The organism is Ruegeria sp. (genome assembly GCF_040830605.1).
GTDB lineage: Bacteria > Pseudomonadota > Alphaproteobacteria > Rhodobacterales > Rhodobacteraceae > Ruegeria.
The window spans coordinates 102,704-125,859 of the sequence record NZ_JBFOMD010000003.1; the positions used below are offsets into that span (position 1 = coordinate 102,704).

Consider the following 23,156-nt stretch of genomic DNA (forward strand, 5'->3'; position numbering starts at 1 on the left):
TTGTCTTTCAGAACAGAACTTCGCGATCGTCCTCGTGTTCGGGTCCGTACATGTTGATTTCCATTCCGCACTCGATTTCGCGGATCACGGGCTTTGACCAGGCCATCTGCGTTTCCTCCACTGATTTGAAACCTGTATCCAACGTGGCAGGAAACCGGATTTCAGGCGAATCTTAATTTATAAGAACGGCTTAGACTTTGGTCTACATTCATGGCTCTTCGGGCAGCGGTGTGAGGCCTTGCAGGCAGAAGCCCTGGTTGCGCAAGGTCTTGATCTCGAACCCAAAGTCGGCCTCAGACAGCTTTTTCCGCAGATATCCGATATACACATCGACCACGTTTTCGTTACTTGAGCCCTCGGCCGACCAGAGCGTGTCGAATATGTCCCCGCGTGGCATTGGCTGACCGGCGTTTTGGGCCAGAAGCTCAAGCAGGGCGTATTCACGTTCGGTCAGGGTGATCTCGGCCTGCGCGGTGCTGAGCGTCCGGGTGGCGGGGGCAAGCCGGGCGGGTTCGGGGCGGTGTGTCTGTGCGCGGTGCTCCTGAACGCGCAGGCGGGCGACCAGTTCCTCGAAGCTGAAGGGTTTGACCACATAGTCGTCGGCACCCGCTTCGAGCCCGGCGGCGCGGTGTTCGACCTCAGAGAGCGCCGAGAGCATCAGGATCGGCAGGGCAACGCCGCTGTCGCGCGCCTTTCTGACCAGATCGATGCCACTGTCGGCGCCCAGCATCACGTCGACGATGGCGCCGGAAAACGCCTCGCTCTGCAGCCGGGTCAGGGCCCGGTCGGCGCGGTTCTCGGCCTGAGCCTCGTAGCCGTGCAGGCTGAGGCCGCGGATAAGGGCCGAGGTGATCTCGGGGTCGTCGTCCACGATGAGAAGCCGGGTTGCCATGGGATCAGTCTACGTTTCTGCAAGGGGCAAGCGAAGGGCGACCTTTGTCCCGGGCGCATCGCCCAGCGCCTCGGCACGGGGCAGGGGGCTGTTCAGGGTGATCTGGCCGTCTTGCGTTTCGACCACCCAGCGGGCCAGCGCCAGCCCTACCCCGAAGCCTTGCGCGTTCCCGGTGCCGCCCTGCACGAAACGCTCGAAGATCTGCGCCTGATCCGCTGCGGGAATGCCGGGGCCGTTATCGGTGACGGATATTTCGACCATGCCGTCCACAGGCTGGGCTGTGAGCGAGACCAGCTTGCCGTCGCGGGCATGGCGGATGGTGTTGCGGATGAGGCTGACCAGCACTTGCCGGATCCAGTTCGGGTCGCAGAGCAGATTGACCTCGGGCAGGTCGGGGGTGGTCAGGGTCAACCCGGCGTTGTCCAACTCGGCCTGAATCTCCTCGGTGACGGCGGCGATCAGACCGGCCAGAGGCACGGTTTGCGGCTCTAGCGCAAGTTGACCACTGTCCGAACGGGCCACACGCAGCAGGTCGTCGATGCGTCGGTTCAGCCTTGCGGCGCGGGACTCGATGGTGGTGAACGCCTCTTGCTCGTTGCCGAGGCCTTGACGGCCGATCTGCGCCTCCATCAGGATGACCGTCAACGGCGTGCGCAGCTCGTGGCTGATATCGGCAAAGAAACGGCGGCGGTTTTCGTCGATCTCGGCCAGCGAGGCATTGGCGGCGCGGAGTTCCTCGGTGCGCTGCGCAATGGTCTCGTTGAGGCGCGCCCATTCGGCCTGCACCTCGTCCTGCCGGGCCAGCAGGGCGGCAGCCATGCGGTTGGTTTCACTGTAGAGCCGCCCGATCTCGTCATTCCGGGTTGCGGGCAGGGCGACGGCAAAATCCTCCTGCCCGATCTGGTGGGCGGCATCGCGCAGCCGGTCGAGGCGCCGGAATTGCGGGCGGATCAGGCCGAAATAGAACCACCCGGCAATCGGGATCGTCAGCACAGCGATGACCAGAGCTGTGACGGCCAGCCGCCGCCGCAGGCTCTCGATCCCCGACAGGATGTCGTTGCGGAACAGCACCTCGGTGTTGACCGCCTGACTGAGCAGCGGATCGAAGCTGGAGGCAAAGGTGTCGATATGGGCCCTGAGCCGCGCCTTGTCGTCGGTATCGGTCCGCAGCCCGCGCAGGGTGCTGTCCAGCATCGCCTCCATCCGCGCCAGCCCCAGCGATTGGGTGCCATAGCGGGATTGTTCGTCCAGCCCCAACGCACCTGCGGCGGCCACCGCATCCTCGACATCGGCGCGCAACTGCCCGAAGGTCCGGCGCAGTTGATCGGAGACCGGTGCCAGCCGGTCGGCGCGGATCTCGGGCGGTTGGCCGGTCTGGACTGCCTCGGTCGCCACCACCAGAAAGGTGGCAGCCTGGGTCGACAGCGTTGCATAGCGCGCCATGCGCGCCTCGGACGCCAAAGCGGTTTCAAGCCTGTCAGCGACCGCCTGCATGCCGAGATAGAGGATCGCCGCCGTCAGCAATGTGCCCGCCCCGAGGATCGCCGCCCCGAAACCCAGGCGGGTCTTGAGGGACAGTGCGGATTTTGGCGCGGGCCCCGGCATGGTCAGGCTTTCCGCTTCATCAGCCCGCGCGCGGGGTCGTAGCCCCAGACCGCGATGGCGCCCAGAATGAGGGTGCTGAGAATGACCCAGAGCAGCGCGATCCAGTTGATCTGCAGATAGAGCAGGAACCGGATCAGCTCGACCGCGTGGGTAAAGGGGTTGAGGGCACAGATGTCGCGCAAAAGTGGCGAGCTTTCGGTCATTCTCCACAGCGGATAGAGCGCCGAGGACAGGAAGAACATCGGGAAGATGACGAAGTTCATCACGCCGGCGAAGTTTTCGAGCTGGCGGATGAAGCTTGACAGCACCAGCCCCAGCGCGCCCAGCATCAGCCCGCCCAGAACCAGCCCGGGCAGAACGGCGACATAGCCGAGCGGCGGCATGGTGATGCCGAACAGGGCGGCGATGGCCAGAAAGGTGTAGACCTGCAGGATAGAGATGGCGGTTGAGCCCAGCAGGCGGCAGAACAGCAGCCACCAGCGCGGAAAGGGGCTGGTCAGCAGCAAGCGCATCGAGCCCATCTCGCGGTCGTAGACGAGGCTCAGCGAGCTTTGCATGCCGTTGAACAGCAGCACCATCGCGCAGAGGCCGGGGACGATATAGGTCTCGTAGGTGATGTAGGTCTGGTAGGGCGGGATGATCGACAAGCCGAGCGCGGCGCGGAACCCGGCGGCAAAGACCAGCAGCCAGACCAGAGGCCGTACAAGCGCTGCCAGGAAACGCTCGCGCTGGTGGATGAAGCGCAGGAATTCGCGCCCGACGATGGCCCGGCAAACACCCCAGAAACCACTCATGCTTGCACCGAGGTTTTGGACAGGAACCAGTCGGACAGGGGGGTATCCCCACGGATTTCTCCGGTTGTGCCGTCGGCAAGGATTCGGCCCTGATGCAGGACCAGGAGGTGATCAGTATCGCGCACCTCGTCGGTCAGGTGGGTGGTCCAGAGCACGCAGAGGCCCTGATCGGCCAGATCGTGCACGTGATCGGTGATCGACTGGCGTGCGGCAGCGTCGAGGCCGACGGTGGGCTCGTCCAGCAGCAGCACCTTGGGGTCATGCAGCAGGGCACGGGCCAGTTCCATCCGCCGCCGGTGGCCGCCGTTCAGGGCCCGCGCCTTTTCATCCGCGCGCTCGCGCATGCCCAGACGGTCGAGTGCGGCGTCGATGCGCCCCGGCGTCTCGGCGCGGGGCAGGCCGTGAAGGGCCGCGAAATAGGCGAGGTTCTGGCGCACGGTCAGGTTCAGATCGAGCGTCGGCTGCTGGAACACCACGCCCAGATCGGCCAGCGCCCGGCGCGGGGCCGCGCGCAAGTCGTGCCCGGCGATGCGGATATCGCCGCCGGGGGCCACCAGAAGACGGGTCAGCAGCGCGATGAGCGTGGATTTTCCCGCCCCGTTCGGGCCCAGCAGTGCGCAGAAACATCCCGGGGCCACGTCCAGCGACACCGCGTCCAAGGCCGTTTTCGCACCATAGCGAAAGCTCAGATCGCGGACGGACAGCCCCCCGGTCGCCTCTTGCGCACTGATCGCTTCGGGCACGTTTCACTCCGCCAGACTACGTTGAATTCAAATGCAGATTGCCCGCAAACCCGGTATTTCTCAAGCAGGCAAGGCGGCGGGGCGCCGCGACTTAAGTATAGGTCCGCTCACCGATATGTTATGCTCTGGCTGCTGTCCTGACGGGATAAGCTGCGTCAGAATCCGAAACGGAGGTGTCCGGATGAGCGTGACACGCCGCGATGCGATGCGGGTTGGGGCCGGTGCGCTGGCTGGCTTTGCCATGCCTGCCCGGGCGCAACATGGGCAGAGCGAGATCACCCCGGAACAGGCAATTGCCGCTTTTGTCGGCGATGCGCCCGTCAGCGACGGAGGCGTGACGCTGACACTGCCGGATCTGGTCGAGGACGGCTATCGCGTGGCGGTTGAGATCGACGCTCCGGGCGCGGCCGAGGTGGTGCTGATCGCCCCCGGAAATCCGGTGCCGCAGGTTCTTGCTGTGACCTTCGGGCCGATGGCGGTGGTGCAGCGGGTCTCGACCCGGATGCGGCTGGGTCAGACGCAGGAGGTTCTGGCCCTGGCGCGGATGCCGGACGGCAGCGTGCGGCGGGCAATCCGGCAGGTGGACGTGGTGGTGGGCGGTTGTGCCTGATCGAGGGAGGAGGCCATGGCGGACGGTGTAAAGCCAAGGATCAAGCTGCCCAAGACGATCAGCGCGGGCGACACGATCACGGTCAAGACGCTGATCACTCACCGGATGGAATCCGGGCAGCGCGTGAACGCGCTTGGCCTGCGCGTGCCCCGCTCGATCATCCATCGCTTTCACTGCGCGTTCGAGGGGGAAACGGTCGTGGACATGGCCGTCGGGCCGGGCGTGTCGACCAACCCGTTCTTCGAGTTTCAGTTTCGGGTGCCGGGGCCGGGTGGATTGGTCTTTTCCTGGTATGACGACGATGGCGCGATCTACACTGAGCGTCGGGACATCGCCGTAAGCTGAGCGGAATGCCGACCAAAGTGTCGGTTCTGGTGGGCCCGTGAAAAGGGGACAGTATGCGCAAGCATTTGGTGGGACAGTGATGTGCCGAGCGGGTTTCGCCCTGACAGCGCTTGCCGCCGTTCTGGCGGGCGGTTCGGTCACGGGCAACGAGGCCCCGTCGCTGGACCCGGCGATTTTGACCATCGAAGGTGATGCGGAATGGGGTGAGTACTTGGCGGGCGAATGCCTGACCTGCCACCGGGCGGATGGGCTGGCGGAGGGTATTCCCCGGATCACGGGGTGGGAGCCCGATGATTTCGTGACCGCCATGCATGCCTACAAGCAGAACTGGCGCAGTCACCCCATCATGCAGATGGTGGCAGGCCGGTTGAGTGACGAGGAGATCGCGGCGTTGGCCGCCTATTTCAAGGACCTCGAATGAGGCCGCCGAGACGGGAGGAGATGATATGACCTGGAACCGCAGGACCTTTCTGGGCACCGGCGCGGCCGTGGTGGCGGCGCCGCATGTGCTGGCCGAGGGGCAGGGCAAGTCGCGCGTCGTGGTGATCGGCGGGGGCGCCGGAGGGGCCACGGCGGCGCGCTACATCGCCAAGGACAGCGAAGGGGGGATCGACGTCACGCTGGTCGAGCCCACGCGGACCTATTTCAGCTGTTTCTTCTCGAACCTCTATCTGGGCGGCTTCAAGACGATTGACGACATCGGCCACACCTACGGCGCGCTGGCTGCTGCCCATGGCATCAACGTGGTGCATGACTGGGCGGTTGAGGTGGATCGGGCGGGCAAGATCGTGACGCTGGCCGGGGGCGGGGTGCTGGAATATGACAAGCTGATCCTCAGCCCGGGCATCGACTTCGTGGATGGCGCGGTTGGGGGCTGGGACATCTCGGCCCAGAACCGGATGCCGCACGCCTACAAGGCCGGATCGCAGACCGAGCTGTTGAAGGCGCAGATCGCGGCCATGCCCGAGGGCGGCACCTATGCGATGGTGGCGCCACCAAACCCCTACCGCTGCCCGCCGGGACCGTATGAACGGATCTCGATGGTGGCGCATGTGCTCAAGGCCTCGAACCCCACGGCCAAGATCATCGTGGCCGACCCCAAGCCCAAGTTCTCGAAAATGGCGCTGTTCGAAGAGGGTTGGGCCAATCACTACCCCGGGATGATCGACTGGATCGGTGAGGAGTTCGGGGGCGGCAATGTCTCGGTCGATCCGGACGCGATGACGCTGACCATCGACGGTGACGAGACGGCGGTGGATGTGTGCAACGTGATCCCCGCCATGAAGGCGGGTCGCATCGCCGAGGTTGCGGGCGTGACCGACGGCAACTGGGCCCCAGTCAATGCGGCGGACATGTCGTCGAAGGCCGATCCGGATGTCCATGTGCTGGGCGATGCCAGCCAGCAGGGCGACATGCCGAAATCCGCCTTCTCGGCCAATTCGCAGGCCAAGGCCTGCGCGAATGCGGTGCGTGGGGCGCTGACCGGCTCCAAGGTCTTTCCGCCCAGATACTCGAACACCTGTTGGTCCCTGATCGCCGCCGGAGATGGCGTCAAGGTTGGCGCGACCTATGAGGCGACCGAGGAAAAGATCGCCCGCGTGGACGGGTTCATCAGCCAGCCCGGCGAGAGTACGGAATTGCGGCAGGCCACATATGAAGAGTCCGAAGGCTGGTATGCCGGGATCATCGCGGACATGTTCGGTTAGGCGGCTGGTGTTTTCAGGCGGAATGGCGACCCCTGCAGGACTCGAACCTGCAACCCCGGACTTAGAAGGACCGTGCTCTATCCAGTTGAGCTAAGGGGCCGCGCGATGCGGGCCGGCACGCGGCCCGCCCGCCTTTGTTATTACCTGCCCGCGTTGAGATCAAAGGATTCTTTTGTCAGAGCTTTGGTAGCCTGCGTCAATGCGAATAGTCGCGCGCCGCGATGAAGTCGCAGCACGCATCGGTCAGCTCTTTGAACCGCGTGCGCTCGCGCTGATAGAGATACACCTGCCGCTTGTCGGGCAGGTCGGCGATGGGGCGAAAAGCGATGGTTTCGGGGGAAAACTGGGCAACGGTTAGAGGCAGCACGGTGACCCACCGCCCGGTGCGGACCATGGTGAGCAGCGAATGGGTGTTGTGGATGGCGATATCGGCGCCTTCGAGAGCCTCCACGAAACGCGGTGTGCCGATCAGCTCGCACAGAGCATTGCGGACAAAGGGTGCCGCGAACACATCCGCGATGTTCGGCGGATCGGCCTGCTGAATCAGCGGGTGATCGGCGGCGCAGACCAGCCCGAACCGGTCCTCGAACAGTGGTACCGCCCTGACGCCGTTAAGGGGGTGGTACCCGGAGGCGATGCCGATATCGGCCTTGCCCTCGGCCAATGCGTCGATCACCTGCTGGGTGTCGGTGTCGCGCAATTCGATCTTCAGGCCCGGAAAGCGATGGGTCATGTGGTCGAGAACCTCGGGGAACACGAGTGCTGCGACCGACGGGACGGAAACGATCCGGATCAGGCCGTGAATGGCCTCGGCCACCATTTCGATGCTTTGCACCGTCTGATCGAACCCGCGCACCTGTTTCAGGGCCAGTTCGAACACCTGTTCGCCCAGCGGAGACAGGTGGTTCTTGCGCTCGCCCTCGAACAGTTTCTTGCCCAGATGATCCTCAAGCTGCTTGAGCGTCATGGAAACGGCGGATTGCGTCCGGCCCAGCCGGTTTGCGGCCTCGGCCAGATTTCCGGTCTGCGCCACAGTGCAGAAATAGCGCAGCATTTCGATCTTAATCGCCATATTTCAGATTTTCTGAAGTTTGGTTAAGTTTATTGAGTTTGACTGATGTAAGGTCGGAAGTCCATCCTGACCAGAATGGAACTTGTGGATTTGGGGCCCGACGTGACCAAACTGAACCTGATCGCTGGCGAGTGGCTGGCGGGCGAAAGCGAGATCGAGAACCGCAACCCTTCGGACCTGAGCGATCTTGTCGGCGTCTTTGCCCAAGCCAGCGCCGATCAGCTTGACGCGACACTGGAACAGGCGCGCGCCGCGCAGGCCGAATGGGCCGCCTATGGCATGGAGCGCAAGCAGGCCGTGCTGATGAATATCGGCAATGAACTGATGGCGCGGGCCGAAGAACTGGGCACATTGCTCAGCCGCGAGGAAGGCAAGCCGCTGGCCGAGGGCAGGGGCGAGGTTTATCGCGCGGGTCAGTTCTTTACCTATTACGCCGCCGAGTGCCTGCGTCAGCTGGGCGAGAATGCCGACAGTGTCCGGCCCGGGGTCGAGATCGACGTGCGGCGCGAACCGGTGGGTGTGGTCGCGATCATCAGTCCGTGGAACTTTCCGACCGCCACGGCGTCGTGGAAGATCGCTCCGGCGCTGTGTTATGGCAACGCGGTGGTCTGGAAGCCGGCGAATGTGACGCCTGCCTCGGCTGTGGCGCTTACCGAGATCATTGCCAAGCAGGACATCCCCAAGGGTCTGTTCAGTCTGGTGATGGGCTCGGGCCGTCAGGTCGGTCAGCGGCTGGTGGAGAGCCCAAAGGTGAACGCGATCTCGTTCACCGGGTCGGTTCCGGTGGGCAAGGGAATTGCCTCGGCGGCGATCCAGAACCTGACCAAGGTTCAGATGGAGATGGGGTCGAAGAACGCGCTGGCGGTGATGGACGATGCCGATCTCGATCTGGCGGTGACCCTGGCGTTGGGCGGCGCGTTCGGCGGTACCGGTCAGAAGTGCACCGCGTCCTCGCGGCTAATCGTTCATGCCAATGTGCACGACGCCTTTGTCGAAAAGCTGGTGGCAGGGGCTCAAGCGATGAAGGTTGGCCACGCGCTGGAAGAGGGGGTTCAGATGGGCCCCGTGGTCAGCGAGCAGCAACTGGGCGAAAACCTCGCCTATGTCGATCTGGGCAAATCGGAAGGGGCCGAGCTGGCCTGTGGCGGCGCGCGGCTGAAGATGCCGCATGACGGCTATTACATGTCCCCGGGTGTGTTCGTGAACACCACCAACGACATGCGCATCAACCGCGAAGAGATGTTTGCGCCGCTGACCTCGGTCATCAAGGTGGGCAGCTATGATGAGGCGCTGGCCACGGTCAACGACACCAATTTCGGCCTGACCTCGGGCATCGTCACCCAAAGCCTTGCACGCGCCACCCATTTCCGCCGCAACGCACGCACCGGTGTCGTCACTGTCAACCTGCCGACCGCTGGCACCGATTACCACGTACCTTTCGGGGGGCGCGGCGACAGCTCATACGGGCCGCGCGAGCAGGGCAAGGCGGCGGCCGAGTTCTACACCACCGTCAAAACCGCCTATATCAGCGCAGGGAGCCCTGGCTGATGCGCATCGACGGGCTGCAATATGCCAACTGGTCGGAAAAGATCTTTCGCCAACTGCGCGAGGGGGGCGTTGATGCGGTTCATGTCACCATCGCGTATCATGAGAATTTCCGCGAAACCGTCCTGAACTTCGAGAAGTGGAACCGTTGGTTCGAGCAGTATCCGGACTTGATCATGAAGGGCCGGGGGGCCAGCGACATCGACACGGCCCGCGAAACGGGCCGGACGGCGGTGTTCTTCGGATTTCAGAACCCCAGCCCCATCGAGGACGACATCGGCCTCGTCGAGATCCTGCATGATCTGGGCGCCCGGTTCATGCAGCTGACGTACAACAACCAGTCCCTGCTGGCGACGGGGTGTTATGAGGCGGAAGATACCGGCATCACCCGTATGGGCCGTCAGGTCATCAAGGAAATGAACCGCGTGGGTCTTGTGGTCGACATGAGCCATTCGGCGGATCGGTCGACCATCGAGGCTGCAGATCTGTCCGAGCGTCCCATCGCCATCACACACGCCAACCCGCACGAATGGGCACCCGCGCTGCGCAACAAGCGCGATGCGGTGATCCGTGCGGTAACGGAAAATGGCGGGATGCTGGGCTTTTCGGTCTATCCGCATCATCTGAAGGACAAATCGGACTGCACGCTGGACAGCTTCTGCGAGATGATCGCGCGCACTGCCGAGAAATACGGGGCCGAACATCTCGGGATCGGCACCGACCTGTGTCAGGACCAGCCCGACAGCGTGGTCGAGTGGATGCGGGTGGGCCGTTGGACCAAGGAAATCGACTATGGCGAGGGCTCGGCCAGCAATCCCGGCTTTCCGCCGATGCCCGGCTGGTTCCGCGACAACCGGGATTTCGGCAATATCGAGGGCGGGTTACGTACGGTCGGGATGTCCGAGGATGAGGTTGCGGGCATCATGGGCGGCAACTGGTACCGGTTCTTCGCCGAGAATTTCGGGCCACGGACGCAATGACCGCTCAGGGCACACATATCGCCCGCCGCGATCCGGCAGATGTGATGCGGCTGAAGCGGCTGGGCTCGTTGCATCAATGCCGTCTGAGCTTCATGCGCATCCTGACCCGCCGCATGGCGCGCGAGGGCTGGGCATTTTCCCGGCCGGTTTTCGATATTGATGGCAACGGTGTCGGTCGGGCCGTCTATACCGCGCAGGGGCCGGAGCGGGTCTATTCCCTGGTGGCATTCGCCCATGACTTGCCTGCCGAGCTGCGCTCGGACCGGGTGATTGCCGAGGCGTGGGACGCGACCTTTACCCTGTTTGACGGTATCCCCACGGCGGTGGATGTGGACCGGCTGTCGCAGAACGTGCCGTTGCAGGAGGCCGGGCGGGTCAGCGAAAGCGAGCTGTCGCTGTCGCGCGCCAACCGTTCGGTGCGGCTCTGGGCGCATGTGGTCGACGCCTTGGCAGAAGGGCGGCAGCCCGATCCCGAGCAGATCGACAGCGTGGGTTATCTGATGCGCACGACCGCCGTTTACGGCTCGGGCAAGTTCGGGGCGGCTGACCGTGAGGTGATTGCCGATCGTGACGAATTGCAGGCGCCGTTTCAGGCCGAGATGCTGTCGGTCTACCTGACCCGCCTTTTCGTGCGCGATCTGGTGCAGCATATGGCGGATGCCAAGGGCGGGGATCAGGCCGCGCGGCTGGATCCGGCCATCGCCCGGCGGCTGGGGATCGGCAACTCGACCGGGTTGGGCATGGCGCCGTTCATCGTCAACCACCCGGTTCTGTTCAACAACTGGATCATGGCCCGGGAAGAGGCCATCGCACGGGTGCGCGGTTGTCAGAGCGCCACGGCGGCAGAGATCGACACTTTCCTGCAGATTTTGGAGCGCAGTGCGGTTTCGGTGGAACGGTGGCGCTCGCAACACCCGATCCAGATCGAAAAGCTGGCGCAGCTGAAGGCGGATATGGAGACGCTCAGGGCGCATGTGGGCAGTGATGCCCTGCGTGAGGACGCCCCTTGGGACCGTCTTGTGCGCTGGTCCGAAACGGCGCTCAGCGAGGAGGGTCAGGAACTGGTGGCCTCGCTGATCCTTGAGCCCTATCCGGATCTGGTGGACGGCCTGTCCTGTTGCATGGCGGATGGGAACCCGGGCGCGTTCACAATCGACGGGGCAATGCCCGTCGGCGAGGTGCGGTCGCTCATCCGTAACAGCTTTGACTGGGCACTGACGCTGGACTGGAACGCGCCCGAGAATTGTGCGCGTGCGTGGTATGTGTCGGAGGAAAAGCTGGAACCGCGCATGGGCGAGCGGTTCGAAGAACCGATTGTGGATTACGAACAGCCCTTGGCCCCGGCCCGGGACGCAGCCTCGGCTCACAAGGCGCTGGAAGCCTACAGCGATGACCAGCCGGTTGCGCAGTTCCTGCTGCGCCACCCCGAGCATCGCCACACCATCCGTCGCGCTCAGATGAGCCGCGTGGCGCCTTATGGAGAGATCCACGACAACACAATCAGCGCCTCGGTCCTGCCCATCGACATGCTGCGGGCCAAGCTGTCGTTCTTTGGCGCTACCCATTTCGACCCGCGCTCTGATCGTTGGGTGCGCATCTGCATGTATGCCGGGGCGCCGTACCCCGAGGATCTGACGCCCGACACCGCCGATCTGTGGGTGTACCCGGAGGTGGCGGGATGAGCTATTCGTTGAACGAGATGGAAGCCACCGCCAAGCGTGCCGCGCGCGGGGCGGGATATTCCTGGGGGCTGGCGGAAGAGGCGGGCAAGGCCACCCGCTGGCTCTGTGCGCATGGGCTGGAGGGCGAGGCGGCGCTGGCGCGGCTGCTGGAGCAGGGGTTGGCCAATCCGGCGGATCATGCGCCGCAAACGCTGGACGGCGACTGGTCCGGCAGCGGTATGTTGTGCCCGCTGACCGCAGGTGCGCTTGTTTCCGATCTTGCCGGTCGGTTGCAGACCGGGCCGATACATATGCGAGAGGTGGCGGTTCCGATTGCTCTATTGCCATTTGCCGCAAGTGCCGCGCGTCGGCTCAGGTCTTGCGTGAGCGTGGAATGCGACGGGCTGGTCGCGGTGACCGATGGGTCGGACCTGTCCGTGCCGGATGGCTTCCCCGAGACTGCGCAGCATGTGACCGTCCGGGTGGGCGGCTCGCCTGCATCCGGCTGCGCGCGCAAAACCCGCGCGCGGCCCGATCCCGCCAATTGGGCGGTCCTGAACCGTTTTGCCCACCGAACCTTTGCCCCTGCCACCGAGGAATCCCGCCTGTTGGGCGCCGGGGCGGGGCTTTCCGACAATGACTGACGAGGCGCTGAGATGATTGAAACCCGAACCCTGTCCCTTGGTGAAATCGAGGACTTGTCGTTTCGCGCCCTCGTTACTGCCGGCACATCCAAAGCCAACGCGCGCCCGCTGGCGGCGGCTACAGCCGCGACCGAGGCGGATGGGGTGGCCAGCCACGGGCTCGCCTATATCCCGATCTATTGCGAACATGTGCAATGCGGCAAGGTGGACGGGCAGGCCAGGCCGGTCCTGTCGCAGCCGCGCCCGGGCGTCGTGACTGTCGATGCGGCCACCGGCTTTGCCCATTCCGCCATCGATCTGGGATTTGAAAAACTTATCCCGGCTGCGCGCGAACAGGGCGTTGCGGTTCTGGCCGTCCGCAACAGCTATAATTGCGGGGTGCTGGGCTATCACACCTATCGTCTGGCGCAGGCGGGGCTGGTTGGCTTGGGCTTTACCAACGCGCCCGCCTCGATTGCGCCGTCGGGCGGGTCGAAACCGGTGGTGGGCACCAATCCGTTTTCGATTGCCGCACCGGGCACCGACGGGCAGCCCGCAATCCTGATCGACCAAAGCGCCAGCACCATCGCAAAGAGCGAGGTGATGAAGCACGCGCGCGAGGGCAAGCCGATCCCGGTCGGCTGGGCGCTGGACGCGGATGGCAATCCGACCACCGATCCCAATGTGGGCCTCAAGGGCTCGATGGCGCCCTCGGGAGGTTACAAAGGCGTCGGGGTCGCAATTCTTACCGAAATCATGGCCGCGGCACTGACCGGAGCGACCCTTGGAATACATGCCTCGCCGTTTTCGGGTGCCGCGGGCGGACCACCGAAAACCGGCCAATTCTTCATCGCAATCGACGCAAATGCGACGGCGGATGACGGTTTTGCGTCAGGTATTGCCGGTCTGGTGGAAGCGATCCGGGTTCAGGACGGCGCACATTTGCCCGGTGATGGCCGCCGGGAGAAGCGGCTGCAGGCCCGCGACCATGGCGTTGCCGTCAACACGGCGACGCTGGCCAGGATCGAGGCCATTCTGAATGAAACCGGCGGCAGCTGATCCGGGAACCCGCCGCCGGAGGAAATAATCCCGGACCAAAAGACACGTGCGAACAGGGAGGAAACACATGTCAGTCAAACAACCATTCACCGACTTGCAGATCCGAAGGGCTGCAAGCGGGTTCTATCAGGGTCATAGTTTGGAAATCGCGCTGCTCAGCAAGAGCATCATGGTTGCGCTGGTGATCTGGGCACTGGTCTGGCCCGCCAATGCCAATGGCGTTCTGGGCAGCCTGAATTCCCGTCTGCTGGAGGGTTTCAACGCCTTCTACATCATCATCGTGGGCCTTTTTGCGTTCTTCCTGTTTGTCGTGGCAATGTTGCCCGGGACGGGCAGGCGGGTCATGGGTACGCCCGGTGAAAAGCCTGAATTTTCGGACTTTTCATGGTTTTCCATGATGTTCGGTGCCGGTCTGGGTGTCGGCCTGATGGTTTTCGCCACTGCCGAACCGCTGGGTCTGTGGGGGTCGAACCCGGTTGTGCTGTCCGGTGCGGTCGAGGCCAACACCGAAGGGGCCCTGCAATCGGGCTATCGCTACACCTTCCTGCACTACGGTTTCCACGCATGGTCCATCTATGTCGTGACCGGGCTGTCATTGGCCTATTACGCCTATACCCGCGACATGCCGCTGACCATCCGCACGGCGCTTACCCCGCTGTTTGGCCGGCTCATGAACGGTTTTCTGGGGCACGTCGTTGACGTTCTGGGTGTGGTTGCGACCATCCTCGGGGTGTCGGTGACCATCGGTTACGGCGTATCGCAGTTCATCGACGGCCTTTATGCCATCTCCGGCATGGATTGGATGATGGATCTGACCGGCGAAGTGCCCGCACCCAGCACGGTTGGTCTGCTTGCAGGTCTGATCGTCATCATGGGGCTTTCGATCGTCTCGGCGGTGTCGGGTGTCGGTCGCGGCGTGAAGTACCTGTCGAACCTCAACCTGGTGCTGTCGCTGATCCTGCTTTTGGTCTTTGTTGTGTTCGGCTCGTTCCTGTTTGCGATGACCACCTATGCAACCGCGTTTGTGGACTATGTCCTGCATTTCGTGTCGCTGAGCTTTGGCGCGTTCAACCCGCAATCGACGGCTGATTTTGCAGCGGCCCTGCCCAGCGAGGCGGCCCCGTATGCGGACGCGCTGCGTGGCGGTGCTACAAACGCCTGGGGCTCGTTCGACGGGTTCAAGTCGGGGCTCGAAGGTGATGCAGCCGCATTGCCCGACGAGGTACTGGCGGCCGCTTACGCGGCAGGCGAGCCGGCGCGTCAGTTCGGCTGGCAGGCCGGCTGGACCACGTTCTACTGGGCATGGTGGATCGCGTTCTCGCCTTTTGTAGGGCTGTTTCTGGCCCGCATCTCCAAGGGCCGGTCCGTGCGCGAGTTCATCATCGGTTGCGTCTTTGCACCGGCCTTGGTCTGCTTTGCCTGGATGACCATCCTCGGCGGCACCGCCATTGATCTTGAACTGACCGGCGGGGCCGAAGGGGCCATCATTGGAGCGTCGAACACCGCCAAGCTGTTCGTGACGCTGCAGCAGATGATCTCGGGCGGGCTGCTGTCCGGCATCACCGTGATGTGTGTCGTGCTGATCATGACCTTTCTGGTCACATCGGCGGACTCGGGCATCCTGGTGATGAACACAATCATGTCGGGCGGCGACCAGAAGATCGGCAACAAGCACAAGATCATCTGGGGTCTGATCCTGACGGCGGTGATCGGTGCCCTGATCATGGCCGCGGGTGAGAACAACCCGATGGATGCGCTACGCAACGCCATGATCATCGGCGCCTTGCCGTTCACCATGGTCATGGGGCTGATGTGCGTGTCGCTGGCCAAGGCGCTTTACCGTGACGGCCTGCGCGAAAAGGCGATGTCGCCAGCCGAATGACAAATTGCGACCGGGCAGTCCCTTCGGGCTGCCCGGTTCTTTTTTGCGCTCACGTCATGATTGACGCCTCAGGCCTCACGGGCGCTTGCGCGCAATGATCCAGACTGGGTGATAGGTCAGAGGAACCTGATCCGCGCGTCCGAAAGCTGCTCGATAGTCAGTGTCGAATTGGGACAGATCCGCTCGGGTCCATGTCTTTGAGGCCTTTGCATTGACGCCCGTGTGCCGTAGATGCCGCAGGACATCGCGGGGCGTGTCGAACCACAGGCGGTGTGTCCTTTCCCGTGCTTCCAGAACATCGAACCGGCCCGCATCGGTGGTTGCAATCGCGTCCGCCAACAAATCGGCGCCTCGAAGGCCCGGCGCCTGAGCCGCCGAGCCAAGTGCTGCAAGTTCGCGGTACTGCGCGGGCCCGTAGCTCGACACTACCAGCCAACCGCCGGGGGCAAGGGCGCGCGCGGCGCGGGCCAGGAGGTCCTCAGGGGCTTCCATCCATTGCAGGGTCGAGGCGGATGCGATCAGGTCCGGGGCTTCGGGCCAGTCGATAACGCGCGCATCGCCGGGAAGGAACTCTGCGTTAACGGTATTGGCCAACTGAGCGGCGCTGGGGACGAGATCGTTCAGTATCAGCGAGGCAATCCGGAACCGGTCGCTGAGGGCATGGGTCAGATGGCCGGTGCCGCAGCCGAATTCGAAGGCCTCGGCGAACCGCACAGGCGCGCCCAGATGTGCCAGCCGCCGGGCCAGCAGTTGCGCGACACGCGCCTGCTGGGTGGCGCCGTCGTGGTAACTCTGAAAGCTGCGGGTGAAGCTGCGCTGCACGCGCTCGGCGGTCAGGACGTTCATGCGAACCATTCCTCCCAGCTTTGCCCCGGTCTGAAAGGCTGGTGTGGCGTCGGGATGTGACGGATGGTGCCGGACTGTGCGGCCCATGCGGCCTCTTGCGCGGGGCGCGGAACGATCCGATCTCGTTCCGAGATCCAGATGCGGTCGAACGGGATCTCTGGCCCCGGGCCACGTGCGGCGATGGCGCGCAGTTCGGCCTGTGCTGCCGGGATGTCGATGTCGGGCGGAGCGCCCGGATGGCCTGCGCGGCGGCAGAATCCGGCGAAGCTGGCGGGGGAGAGGCCATCGGCAGTCGCGGCTACCATCTCCGGCGCGATGCCACGGGTCCGGTCGGCAGGGTGGGGCGTTCCGTTGACCGCGACGCGTCGTTCGGTGTGCAGGCCCGATCCGGCCAGCCAGTGCAGGGCTGAGGCGACACCAAAGGAGTAGGCCAGCAGCCGGACGTGATCGTACTGCGCGGTCTCGGGCAGGCCCGTGTCGATCTGCCGGTAGTCATCGACGAACAAAACGTCCGGCGCGCCGGTCAGCTCTTCGAAGGGTGCAGATCCAAGACCCCAGCCACCGAAGACCAGCGTCAACTCGGCTGAGCCGCCCCGTGCCAACCATTGCGTTCTCATGCATCCCCCCGCGCCAGATCGACCATGGCCGCGGTCACGCGGGACAGCTCGTCCGGTGCGATCACATAGGGCGGCATGCAATAGATGTTGCGGCCGAAGGGGCGCAGCCAGACGCCCGTTTCGGGCGCCCGCCGGTGCGCGACCTGTGGATCGACCGTGTCCCGCATCTCGATCACGCCGATGGCGCCCAGGACCCTCACATCCGCAACGCCCGGCAGGTCGCGGGCGGGGGCGAGCTCGTGCCGCATCTGGGCGTCGATCTGCGCAACCCGGTCCTGCCAGCCGCCATCTTCCAGCAGGCTGAGGCTTGCCACCCCGGCGGCGCAGGCCAGCGGATTGGCCATGTAGGTGGGGCCGTGCATGAAGACGCCTGCCGCGCTCTCTCCGATGCCGCGCGCCACCCTTCCGGTCGCCACGGTAGCGGCAAAGGAGATATGCCCGCCGGTCAGCGCCTTGCCGAGGCACAGGATGTCCGGAGTGATCTCCGCATGATCCATGCCGAACAGACGGCCAGTGCGGCCAAAGCCGGTGGCGATCTCGTCAAAGATCAGCAGGACGTCATGCGCCTCGCACAGCGCCTTGGCGCCGCGCAGCCATTCGGGGTGGTAGAAATACATGCCGCCCGCACCCTGAACCACCGGTTCGACAATCAGACCCGCGATCTGCGCGCCCTTTTCCTCGAGCAAGGCGGCCAGCGCTGCCATCCCGTTGCGTTCGGGCGCGGCGGGCCAGTCCTCACCGAGCCGGATATCCGGGCGCGGCAGGAAATGCTGGATCGAGAGCGCGCCGCGGAACAGCCCGTGCATGCCGTTGACCGGGTCGCAGACGCTCATCGCCTTCCACGTGTCGCCGTGATAGCCGCCGCGGATGGTGGCGAACTCGACCTTGCGGTTGCGGCCCATGGCCATCTGGTACTGCACCGCCATTTTCAGGGCGACCTCGACCGAGACCGAGCCGCTGTCGCAGTAGAACACGCGATCCAGTCCCTCGGGCAGAAGCCCGACCAGCTTTTGGCCCAGTTCGATGGCCGGGGTATGGGTCAGCCCGCCGAACATCACATGCGGCAGCACATCCATCTGCCTGTGCATGGCGGCGGTGATCGCCGGGTGCCGGTGGCCGTGGATGGCGCACCACCATGAGGACATGGCGTCGATCATCCGCCCGCCATCATCGCGGGTCAGCCACACGCCCTCGGCCCCGGTGATCAGGTGCATGGGCCCCGGCTTGGCGACATTCGTGTAGGGGTGCCACAGGTGGCGGGCGTCGAAGTCGAGCGGGGTCATAGCGCCTCCCGGATGGTGCGCAGGTCGATCGCTTCGAAGGCGCTAGCCAGGGTCTCCCGGGTTAGCTCGGGCAGGGGGGCCAACCGCCCCAGATGCCGCACGTTGCACATCTCGACGATGGTTTGTTCGACATCCGGTTCCGCCGCGCCGCTGAAGGCGACGCCGACAATCGGGCATCCGGCGGAACGCAGGGCCGAGAGCGACAGGGCGGTGTGGTTGATGGTGCCAAGGGCGGTGCGGGCTACAAGGATCACCGGCGCCTGCCAGCGTGCGAAGAGGTCGAGGTAGAACAGCTTGCGGGTCAGCGGCACCATGACCCCGCCTGCGCCTTCGACCACCAGCGGGCCGTTGGTTTGCGGCAGCGTGAGGCGGTTCACGTCGATCTCGATGCCCATATCTTCGGCCGCGAGATGCGGCGAGGCCGGCATGTTCAGGCGATAGGCCTCGGGCAGAACGTGGCAGCCGGACAGCGCGGCGACGGTTTCGGTGTCGGTGGCATCCTCAAGTCCCGCCTGCACGGGCTTCCAGTAGTCCGCGCCGAGGGTTGCGGCCAGTCCTGCCGCAAAGACGGTCTTGCCCACACCGGTATCGGTGCCGGTGACGATCAAAGTCTTCATTCCGCCCCCATCTGCTGGTCTGCAATCGCCTGAAACAGGGCGGTTATGTCTTCTGCGCGGACATTGCCGGTGACCGAGACGCGTAGACGCGCCGTGCCGCGCGGCACCGTCGGCGGGCGGATGCCGCGTATGTCGAAACCTTGCGTCTGAAGGTCCTGGGCGCGGTTCATCGTGGCGCCGTCCGGCCCGATGATCACAGGGACGATCTGGCTTGTCGGGCCCCCGGTCCCGCATAGCCGCTGTGCCTCGGACCAGGCGTGGTGCATGCGGTCCTGAGCGGCCTGCTGCAACTCCGGGCGCACCTCCAACGCGCGCAGGGCGGCGCGCACCAGTGCGGCGTCGAAGGGGGAGGGGGCGGTGGCGAAGATGAACGGGCGGGCGCGGTTGATCAGCGTGTCGATCATGACCCGTGCGCCGCAGATCAGCCCGCCGGAGACACCCAGACCTTTGCCGCAGGTGTGCAGTGTCAGCAGTTCGGTATCCAGATCATGCGCGCGCCCGCGCCCCTGCGGCCCGAAAACGCCGGTCGCATGTGCCTCGTCGACGACCAGAACTGCGTTCTCGGCACGGGCGAACGCGGCCAGATCGGCCAAAGGCGCCAGATCGCCCTCCATCGAATAGACGCTTTCCACCACGATCCAGACCTGACCGATACCGCCCGTGCTGCGCCAGTCGGACAGAACCTGCCGCGCGGCGGCCACGTCATTGTGGGGAAAGGCACGGGTTTCGGCGCGGCCCAGGCGCATGCCCTCATGGGCGCTGGCATGGATCAGCGCATCGTGCAGCACCAGATCGCCCGCCGCCGGAAGCGTGGAGAAAATCGCCTGATTGGCTTGAAACCCGCCGCCCATGTAGAGCGCAGCCTCGGCTCCGAAGAACCCGGCGGCTTCCTCCTCCAGCGCCTCATGCTCGGGATGATTGCCGCGCAACAGGCGCGAGCCGCCCGAGCCCACCGGCACGCCGCGATCTACCGCCTGCCGGGCGGCATCCTGTAGCAGCGCCGAACCCGACAGTCCGAGGTAGTCGTTGGAGGCGAAATCCAGCCCCCGGCGCGGCGCGAGGCGACGCAGGCGGTGGCGCACGGCCAACGCCTCAAGCCCGCCGCCAAGCCGCGCGGCAACCGTCATTCGGCCGCTTCCTTACAGGTGTGGCCCTCGGCGCGCATCGGCCGGATGCCGAGCTTGGCGAAGAGCGCCATGTCGTTGTCTTCCTCAGGGTTTTCGGCCGTCAGCAGCGTGTCGCCCACGAAGATCGAGTTGGCACCGGCAAAGAAACACATGGCCTGCATCTCGTCGGTCATCTCGCTGCGGCCTGCGGACAGGCGCACATGCGATTTCGGCATCATGATACGGGCCAGCGCGATGATGCGGACAAAGGCGATCGGGTCGAGCGGTTCGACATCCGCCAGCGGCGTGTCGGCCTGCGGCATGAGCATGTTGATCGGCACCGAATCCGGCGCCTCTGGCAGGTTGGCGAGCGTGACCAGCATGTCGATCCGGTCCGCATCCTCCTCTCCCATGCCCAGAATACCGCCGGAACACACCTTGATCCCGGCTTCGCGGACGCGGTTCAGCGTGTCGAGCCGGTCGCCGAAGGTGCGGGTGGTGATGACCTCGGAGTAGTACCGCTCGGACGTGTCGATATTGTGGTTGTAGTAATCCAGCCCGGCGTCGCGCAACTGCACGACCTGAGTGTCGTCCAGCATGCCCAGTGTCATGCAGGATTCCATCCCCATGGCCTTGACGCCCTCGACCATCGCCACCAGCGCGTCCATGTCGCGCGCTTTCGGCTCACGCCAGGCGGCGCCCATGCAGTAGCGCGTGGCCCCGGCCTCGCGCGCCTTGCGCGCCTCGCTCAGCACGCGCTCGACCTCGATCAGTTTGGAGGCGGAGAGTTTTGAGCCGTTCCGGGCCGATTGCGAGCAATAGGCGCAATCCTCGGCGCAGCCCCCGGTCTTGATCGAGAGCAGTTTCGACATCTGCACTTCGTTCGGGTCGAAATTGGCGCGATGCACCGTCTGCGCCTGATAGAGCAGGTCCATGAGCGGCATGTCGTGGAGCTTTTGGGCGGCCTCGCGGGTCCAGTTGGGTGAGTCTTTTGTCATTTTATAGATAAAATCTCGCGTCCATCATGATTACTCGAATCTTTATCTATAAAAAATATCGAGAGCAATGCGGCATTACTGACCAAAGCTTTTATAGCGAGATCAGCGTGTTAGATGGTTTGCCGCGTTGCCCAACGCAATTCGGGGTGGCCTGCCGAGGCCACCCCGATGTGCCGGAGGCGGCAATGCCGCCCACCCTTGATAAGGGCGCATCAAAGCGTGATGCGGAACCGCGCGAAACCGTCGGGGCCGTCACCTGCGCGTTCGATCAGCATGCCCTCCAACTGATCCAGATAGTCCTCGGCCTTGGGTCCGGTGTCGAACAGGACCGAGGTGCCGTCCAGCGGTGCAAATCGCCAGTTGCTGTCGGCGCGGGGGTTGATCGTGCCCTGCTCGACGATATAGCGCACGATCACGTCGCGGTTGGTGTCGGGGCCTTCGAACACGGTGGTCTCGGGCGAGGCGCCCGGGAAGTTGCCGCCGCCGCCAGCGCGGTAATTGTTGGTGGCGATGATGAATTGCTGATCCGGGTCGACGGGCTGGCCATCGTGGGTCAGGTTCACGATGCGGCTGGCCTCGGGATCGATGAGATTGCCCTTGGGATCGTATTTCGACGGCTGCGACAGGTCGATCTGGTATTCGACCCCGTCGATCACGTCGAAATTGTAGGACGGGAATTCGGGATTCAGCAGCACCACATCCTGCGCCCCTTGCTCGACCTGATTGAAGATACCGGCAGAGCGTTCCAGCCAGTCCTTGACCTGTGCGCCGCTGACCAGAACGGCACGGGCGGTGTTGGGGTAGAGGTAGAGATCGGCCACGTTTTTGATCGCCACGTCGCCCTTGGGGACGTCGGTGAAATACTCGGGCCCACCGCGTCCGCCAGCCTTGAAGGGGGCAGCCGCAGAGAGGATCGGCAAACCTTCGTGTTCGGTGCCGGTCATCATCTGTCCGATGTACCAGGTCTGCGCGATCGAGACGATCTGGACGGACGGGTCGTCGGCGACCAGCGCAAAGTAGCTGTGCAGGGGCGCGTCGGTCTTGCCCACTGCGCGGCGGACATAGGCCAGGGTCTGGTCATGTTCGGCCTGCACCGACTCGAGCACCTTCTGGTCGCTTTCGACCAGAGCGGTGATCGAGCGATCCTCGTTACGTTTCGAGATCGGCCGCGCCTCGGAGGTATGGCTGACGATGCGCCATGCGCCGCCCTCGTGTTCCAGCATCAGATCGACCAGCCCCAGATGGCTGCCCCAGAAACCGCCCATGGCGGCCGGTTTGCCCATGATGGTTCCGGCGGCGGCATCGACACCTGTGGCGCCTTCATAGTCCGGGCCGGGGAAGACGCGGTGGTGGTGGCCGGTCAGAATGGCGTCGATTCCGTCGACACCCGCCAGCGGGACCGAGGCGTTCTCCATCCCGTCGCTCGCATCTGCAGCGCCAATGCCCGAATGGGACAGGGCGATGATGATGTCGGCACCTTGTTCCTTGATCTGCGGCACATAGGCCTGTGCAGTCTGCACGATGTCGCGGGCCTGCACGTTGCCCTCAAGGTGCCGCCGGTCCCAGTTCATGATCTGCGGCGGCACGAAGCCGATCAGCCCGATCCGGATCGGATGCTCGGCGCCCGAACCATCGGTGACGGTGTGATCAAGGATGACGTAAGGCGGGATAAGCGTGGTGTCCTGGGTCGGATCGCTGCCCATTTCCTTGACCACATTGGCCGATACCACCGGGAAATTCGCGCTCGCCAGCGACTTCATCAGGAAATCAAGGCCATAGTTGAACTCATGATTGCCCAGCGTCGAGGCGTCGAAATTCAGCGTGTTCATGGCCTGAATGACGGGGTGCATGTCCCCGTCCTTCATGCCGCGCTCATAGGCGATGTAGTCGCCCATCGGGTTGCCCTGCAGGAAATCGCCATTGTCGATCAGCAGTGAGTTCGTTGCCTCGGCCCGGATGTCGTTTATGAGGCTTGCGGTACGTGCCAACCCCACCGTGTCGCGCGGTTTGTCGGCGTAGTAGTCATAGGGAAACACATGCACATGCAGGTCGGTCGTTTCCATGATGCGCAGATGCGCCTGATTGCCTGCGGCACGGACCGAAAACGGGTGCAGCGCGATGAGCCCGGCGGAGCCTGCGATGAAGCTGCGGCGATTGAGTGTGAGGGGCATG

The 23,156-nt window shown here is 64.3% G+C and carries 22 protein-coding genes, 1 tRNA gene and 1 pseudogene; 10 read left to right on the forward strand and 14 right to left on the reverse strand.

Annotated features, from left to right (window positions below):
• Positions 1-7 precede the first annotated feature (7 nt).
• The 5 genes from pqqA to AB3N21_RS04615 form a co-directional block, all read right to left on the reverse strand.
• Positions 8-106: a pyrroloquinoline quinone precursor peptide PqqA gene (gene pqqA, locus AB3N21_RS04595; protein WP_171173089.1), complete on the reverse strand. Its 99-nt coding sequence runs from the start codon at positions 104-106 to the stop codon at positions 8-10.
• Between the two features lie 102 nt (positions 107-208).
• Entirely contained in the window at positions 209-892 is a 684-nt protein-coding gene (locus AB3N21_RS04600; RefSeq protein WP_367934098.1) for a response regulator transcription factor, read from the reverse strand.
• 9 nt (positions 893-901) lie between these two features.
• Positions 902-2,497, reverse strand: coding sequence for an ATP-binding protein (locus tag AB3N21_RS04605; RefSeq protein ID WP_367934099.1), 1,596 nt, complete (start codon positions 2,495-2,497; stop codon positions 902-904).
• 2 nt (positions 2,498-2,499) lie between these two features.
• Complete coding sequence (locus AB3N21_RS04610) at positions 2,500-3,291, reverse strand: ABC transporter permease (protein ID WP_367934100.1); 792 nt, start codon at positions 3,289-3,291, stop codon at positions 2,500-2,502.
• A complete protein-coding gene (locus AB3N21_RS04615; protein WP_367934101.1) occupies positions 3,288-4,034 on the reverse strand; it encodes an ABC transporter ATP-binding protein in 747 nt (248 codons plus the stop codon). Before AB3N21_RS04615 ends, AB3N21_RS04610 begins: the two co-directional genes overlap by 4 nt.
• Positions 4,035-4,215: 181 nt before the next feature.
• Between AB3N21_RS04615 and AB3N21_RS04620 the strand changes: the two genes are divergently transcribed.
• From AB3N21_RS04620 to AB3N21_RS04635, 4 genes and pseudogenes are all read left to right on the forward strand, one after another.
• The gene (locus AB3N21_RS04620; RefSeq protein ID WP_367934102.1) at positions 4,216-4,644 is read left to right on the forward strand and encodes a thiosulfate oxidation carrier protein SoxY; all 429 of its coding nucleotides are present in this window, start codon (positions 4,216-4,218) and stop codon (positions 4,642-4,644) included.
• Between the two features lie 15 nt (positions 4,645-4,659).
• Positions 4,660-4,989, forward strand: coding sequence for a thiosulfate oxidation carrier complex protein SoxZ (soxZ, locus tag AB3N21_RS04625; RefSeq protein ID WP_367934103.1), 330 nt, complete (start codon positions 4,660-4,662; stop codon positions 4,987-4,989).
• Between the two features lie 160 nt (positions 4,990-5,149).
• Positions 5,150-5,410 (forward strand): annotated as a pseudogene (locus tag AB3N21_RS04630) (cytochrome c); the annotation flags it as partial.
• A gap of 25 nt (positions 5,411-5,435) precedes the next feature.
• Positions 5,436-6,695 carry an FCSD flavin-binding domain-containing protein gene (locus AB3N21_RS04635; protein ID WP_367934104.1) on the forward strand — a complete coding sequence of 420 codons (1,260 nt, stop codon included), beginning with the start codon at positions 5,436-5,438 and terminating at the stop codon, positions 6,693-6,695.
• A 23-nt stretch (positions 6,696-6,718) separates the two neighbouring features.
• On the opposite strand, the gene AB3N21_RS04640 is transcribed toward AB3N21_RS04635, so the two are convergent.
• A tRNA-Arg gene (locus tag AB3N21_RS04640) sits at positions 6,719-6,795 on the reverse strand.
• A 96-nt stretch (positions 6,796-6,891) separates the two neighbouring features.
• A complete protein-coding gene (locus AB3N21_RS04645) occupies positions 6,892-7,767 on the reverse strand; it encodes a LysR family transcriptional regulator (RefSeq protein ID WP_367934105.1) in 876 nt (291 codons plus the stop codon).
• A gap of 75 nt (positions 7,768-7,842) precedes the next feature.
• On the opposite strand from AB3N21_RS04645, the gene AB3N21_RS04650 reads away from it, so the two are divergent.
• From AB3N21_RS04650 to AB3N21_RS04675, 6 genes are all read left to right on the forward strand, one after another.
• A complete protein-coding gene (locus tag AB3N21_RS04650; protein WP_367934106.1) occupies positions 7,843-9,315 on the forward strand; it encodes an aldehyde dehydrogenase family protein in 1,473 nt (490 codons plus the stop codon).
• The gene (locus tag AB3N21_RS04655; RefSeq protein WP_367934107.1) at positions 9,315-10,292 is read left to right on the forward strand and encodes a membrane dipeptidase; all 978 of its coding nucleotides are present in this window, start codon (positions 9,315-9,317) and stop codon (positions 10,290-10,292) included. Before AB3N21_RS04650 ends, AB3N21_RS04655 begins: the two co-directional genes overlap by 1 nt.
• Complete coding sequence (locus AB3N21_RS04660; protein WP_367934108.1) at positions 10,289-11,974, forward strand: hypothetical protein; 1,686 nt, start codon at positions 10,289-10,291, stop codon at positions 11,972-11,974. Before AB3N21_RS04655 ends, AB3N21_RS04660 begins: the two co-directional genes overlap by 4 nt.
• Positions 11,971-12,597, forward strand: a complete 627-nt coding sequence (locus tag AB3N21_RS04665; protein WP_367934109.1) for a DUF3726 domain-containing protein — start codon at positions 11,971-11,973, stop codon at positions 12,595-12,597. The genes AB3N21_RS04660 and AB3N21_RS04665 overlap by 4 nt, the downstream gene beginning before the upstream one ends.
• Positions 12,598-12,609: 12 nt before the next feature.
• Positions 12,610-13,635, forward strand: coding sequence for an Ldh family oxidoreductase (locus tag AB3N21_RS04670; protein WP_367934110.1), 1,026 nt, complete (start codon positions 12,610-12,612; stop codon positions 13,633-13,635).
• Positions 13,636-13,702: 67 nt separating this feature from the next.
• The gene (locus AB3N21_RS04675; protein ID WP_367934111.1) at positions 13,703-15,517 is read left to right on the forward strand and encodes a BCCT family transporter; all 1,815 of its coding nucleotides are present in this window, start codon (positions 13,703-13,705) and stop codon (positions 15,515-15,517) included.
• Positions 15,518-15,592: 75 nt separating this feature from the next.
• Here the strand turns inward: AB3N21_RS04675 and AB3N21_RS04680 are convergent, their stop codons facing one another.
• The 7 genes from AB3N21_RS04680 to AB3N21_RS04710 form a co-directional block, all read right to left on the reverse strand.
• Positions 15,593-16,363, reverse strand: coding sequence for a methyltransferase domain-containing protein (locus AB3N21_RS04680; RefSeq protein ID WP_367934112.1), 771 nt, complete (start codon positions 16,361-16,363; stop codon positions 15,593-15,595).
• Positions 16,360-16,980 (reverse strand): pimeloyl-ACP methyl esterase BioG family protein, encoded by a 621-nt coding sequence (locus tag AB3N21_RS04685; RefSeq protein WP_367934113.1) that lies wholly within the window; start codon positions 16,978-16,980, stop codon positions 16,360-16,362. Before AB3N21_RS04685 ends, AB3N21_RS04680 begins: the two co-directional genes overlap by 4 nt.
• Positions 16,977-18,263, reverse strand: coding sequence for an adenosylmethionine--8-amino-7-oxononanoate transaminase (gene bioA, locus AB3N21_RS04690; RefSeq protein ID WP_367934114.1), 1,287 nt, complete (start codon positions 18,261-18,263; stop codon positions 16,977-16,979). The genes AB3N21_RS04685 and bioA overlap by 4 nt, the downstream gene beginning before the upstream one ends.
• A complete protein-coding gene (gene bioD / locus AB3N21_RS04695) occupies positions 18,260-18,880 on the reverse strand; it encodes a dethiobiotin synthase (RefSeq protein WP_367934115.1) in 621 nt (206 codons plus the stop codon). The genes bioA and bioD overlap by 4 nt, the downstream gene beginning before the upstream one ends.
• Positions 18,877-20,007 (reverse strand): 8-amino-7-oxononanoate synthase, encoded by a 1,131-nt coding sequence (locus AB3N21_RS04700; protein WP_367934116.1) that lies wholly within the window; start codon positions 20,005-20,007, stop codon positions 18,877-18,879. The genes bioD and AB3N21_RS04700 overlap by 4 nt, the downstream gene beginning before the upstream one ends.
• On the reverse strand, positions 20,004-20,984 hold the full coding sequence (bioB, locus tag AB3N21_RS04705) for a biotin synthase BioB (RefSeq protein ID WP_367934117.1): 981 nt from the start codon (positions 20,982-20,984) through the stop codon (positions 20,004-20,006). Before bioB ends, AB3N21_RS04700 begins: the two co-directional genes overlap by 4 nt.
• 212 nt (positions 20,985-21,196) lie before the next feature.
• Positions 21,197-23,155 carry a bifunctional 2',3'-cyclic-nucleotide 2'-phosphodiesterase/3'-nucleotidase gene (locus AB3N21_RS04710; RefSeq protein WP_367934118.1) on the reverse strand — a complete coding sequence of 653 codons (1,959 nt, stop codon included), beginning with the start codon at positions 23,153-23,155 and terminating at the stop codon, positions 21,197-21,199.
• Between the last annotated feature and the right edge of the window lies 1 nt (position 23,156).

Coding starts and splice junctions, on each gene's coding strand:
- pqqA (WP_171173089.1), bottom strand. CDS start 106: ATGGCCTGGTCAAAGCCCGTGATCCGCGAAATCGAGTGCGGAATGGAA.
- AB3N21_RS04600 (WP_367934098.1), bottom strand. CDS start 892: ATGGCAACCCGGCTTCTCATCGTGGACGACGACCCCGAGATCACCTCG.
- AB3N21_RS04605 (WP_367934099.1), bottom strand. CDS start 2,497: ATGCCGGGGCCCGCGCCAAAATCCGCACTGTCCCTCAAGACCCGCCTG.
- AB3N21_RS04610 (WP_367934100.1), bottom strand. CDS start 3,291: ATGAGTGGTTTCTGGGGTGTTTGCCGGGCCATCGTCGGGCGCGAATTC.
- AB3N21_RS04620 (WP_367934102.1), top strand. CDS start 4,216: ATGAGCGTGACACGCCGCGATGCGATGCGGGTTGGGGCCGGTGCGCTG.
- soxZ (WP_367934103.1), top strand. CDS start 4,660: ATGGCGGACGGTGTAAAGCCAAGGATCAAGCTGCCCAAGACGATCAGC.
- AB3N21_RS04635 (WP_367934104.1), top strand. CDS start 5,436: ATGACCTGGAACCGCAGGACCTTTCTGGGCACCGGCGCGGCCGTGGTG.
- AB3N21_RS04645 (WP_367934105.1), bottom strand. CDS start 7,767: ATGGCGATTAAGATCGAAATGCTGCGCTATTTCTGCACTGTGGCGCAG.
- AB3N21_RS04650 (WP_367934106.1), top strand. CDS start 7,843: ATGGAACTTGTGGATTTGGGGCCCGACGTGACCAAACTGAACCTGATC.
- AB3N21_RS04655 (WP_367934107.1), top strand. CDS start 9,315: ATGCGCATCGACGGGCTGCAATATGCCAACTGGTCGGAAAAGATCTTT.
- AB3N21_RS04660 (WP_367934108.1), top strand. CDS start 10,289: ATGACCGCTCAGGGCACACATATCGCCCGCCGCGATCCGGCAGATGTG.
- AB3N21_RS04665 (WP_367934109.1), top strand. CDS start 11,971: ATGAGCTATTCGTTGAACGAGATGGAAGCCACCGCCAAGCGTGCCGCG.
- AB3N21_RS04670 (WP_367934110.1), top strand. CDS start 12,610: ATGATTGAAACCCGAACCCTGTCCCTTGGTGAAATCGAGGACTTGTCG.
- AB3N21_RS04675 (WP_367934111.1), top strand. CDS start 13,703: ATGTCAGTCAAACAACCATTCACCGACTTGCAGATCCGAAGGGCTGCA.
- AB3N21_RS04680 (WP_367934112.1), bottom strand. CDS start 16,363: ATGAACGTCCTGACCGCCGAGCGCGTGCAGCGCAGCTTCACCCGCAGC.
- AB3N21_RS04685 (WP_367934113.1), bottom strand. CDS start 16,980: ATGAGAACGCAATGGTTGGCACGGGGCGGCTCAGCCGAGTTGACGCTG.
- bioA (WP_367934114.1), bottom strand. CDS start 18,263: ATGACCCCGCTCGACTTCGACGCCCGCCACCTGTGGCACCCCTACACG.
- bioD (WP_367934115.1), bottom strand. CDS start 18,880: ATGAAGACTTTGATCGTCACCGGCACCGATACCGGTGTGGGCAAGACC.
- AB3N21_RS04700 (WP_367934116.1), bottom strand. CDS start 20,007: ATGACGGTTGCCGCGCGGCTTGGCGGCGGGCTTGAGGCGTTGGCCGTG.
- bioB (WP_367934117.1), bottom strand. CDS start 20,984: ATGACAAAAGACTCACCCAACTGGACCCGCGAGGCCGCCCAAAAGCTC.
- AB3N21_RS04710 (WP_367934118.1), bottom strand. CDS start 23,155: ATGCCCCTCACACTCAATCGCCGCAGCTTCATCGCAGGCTCCGCCGGG.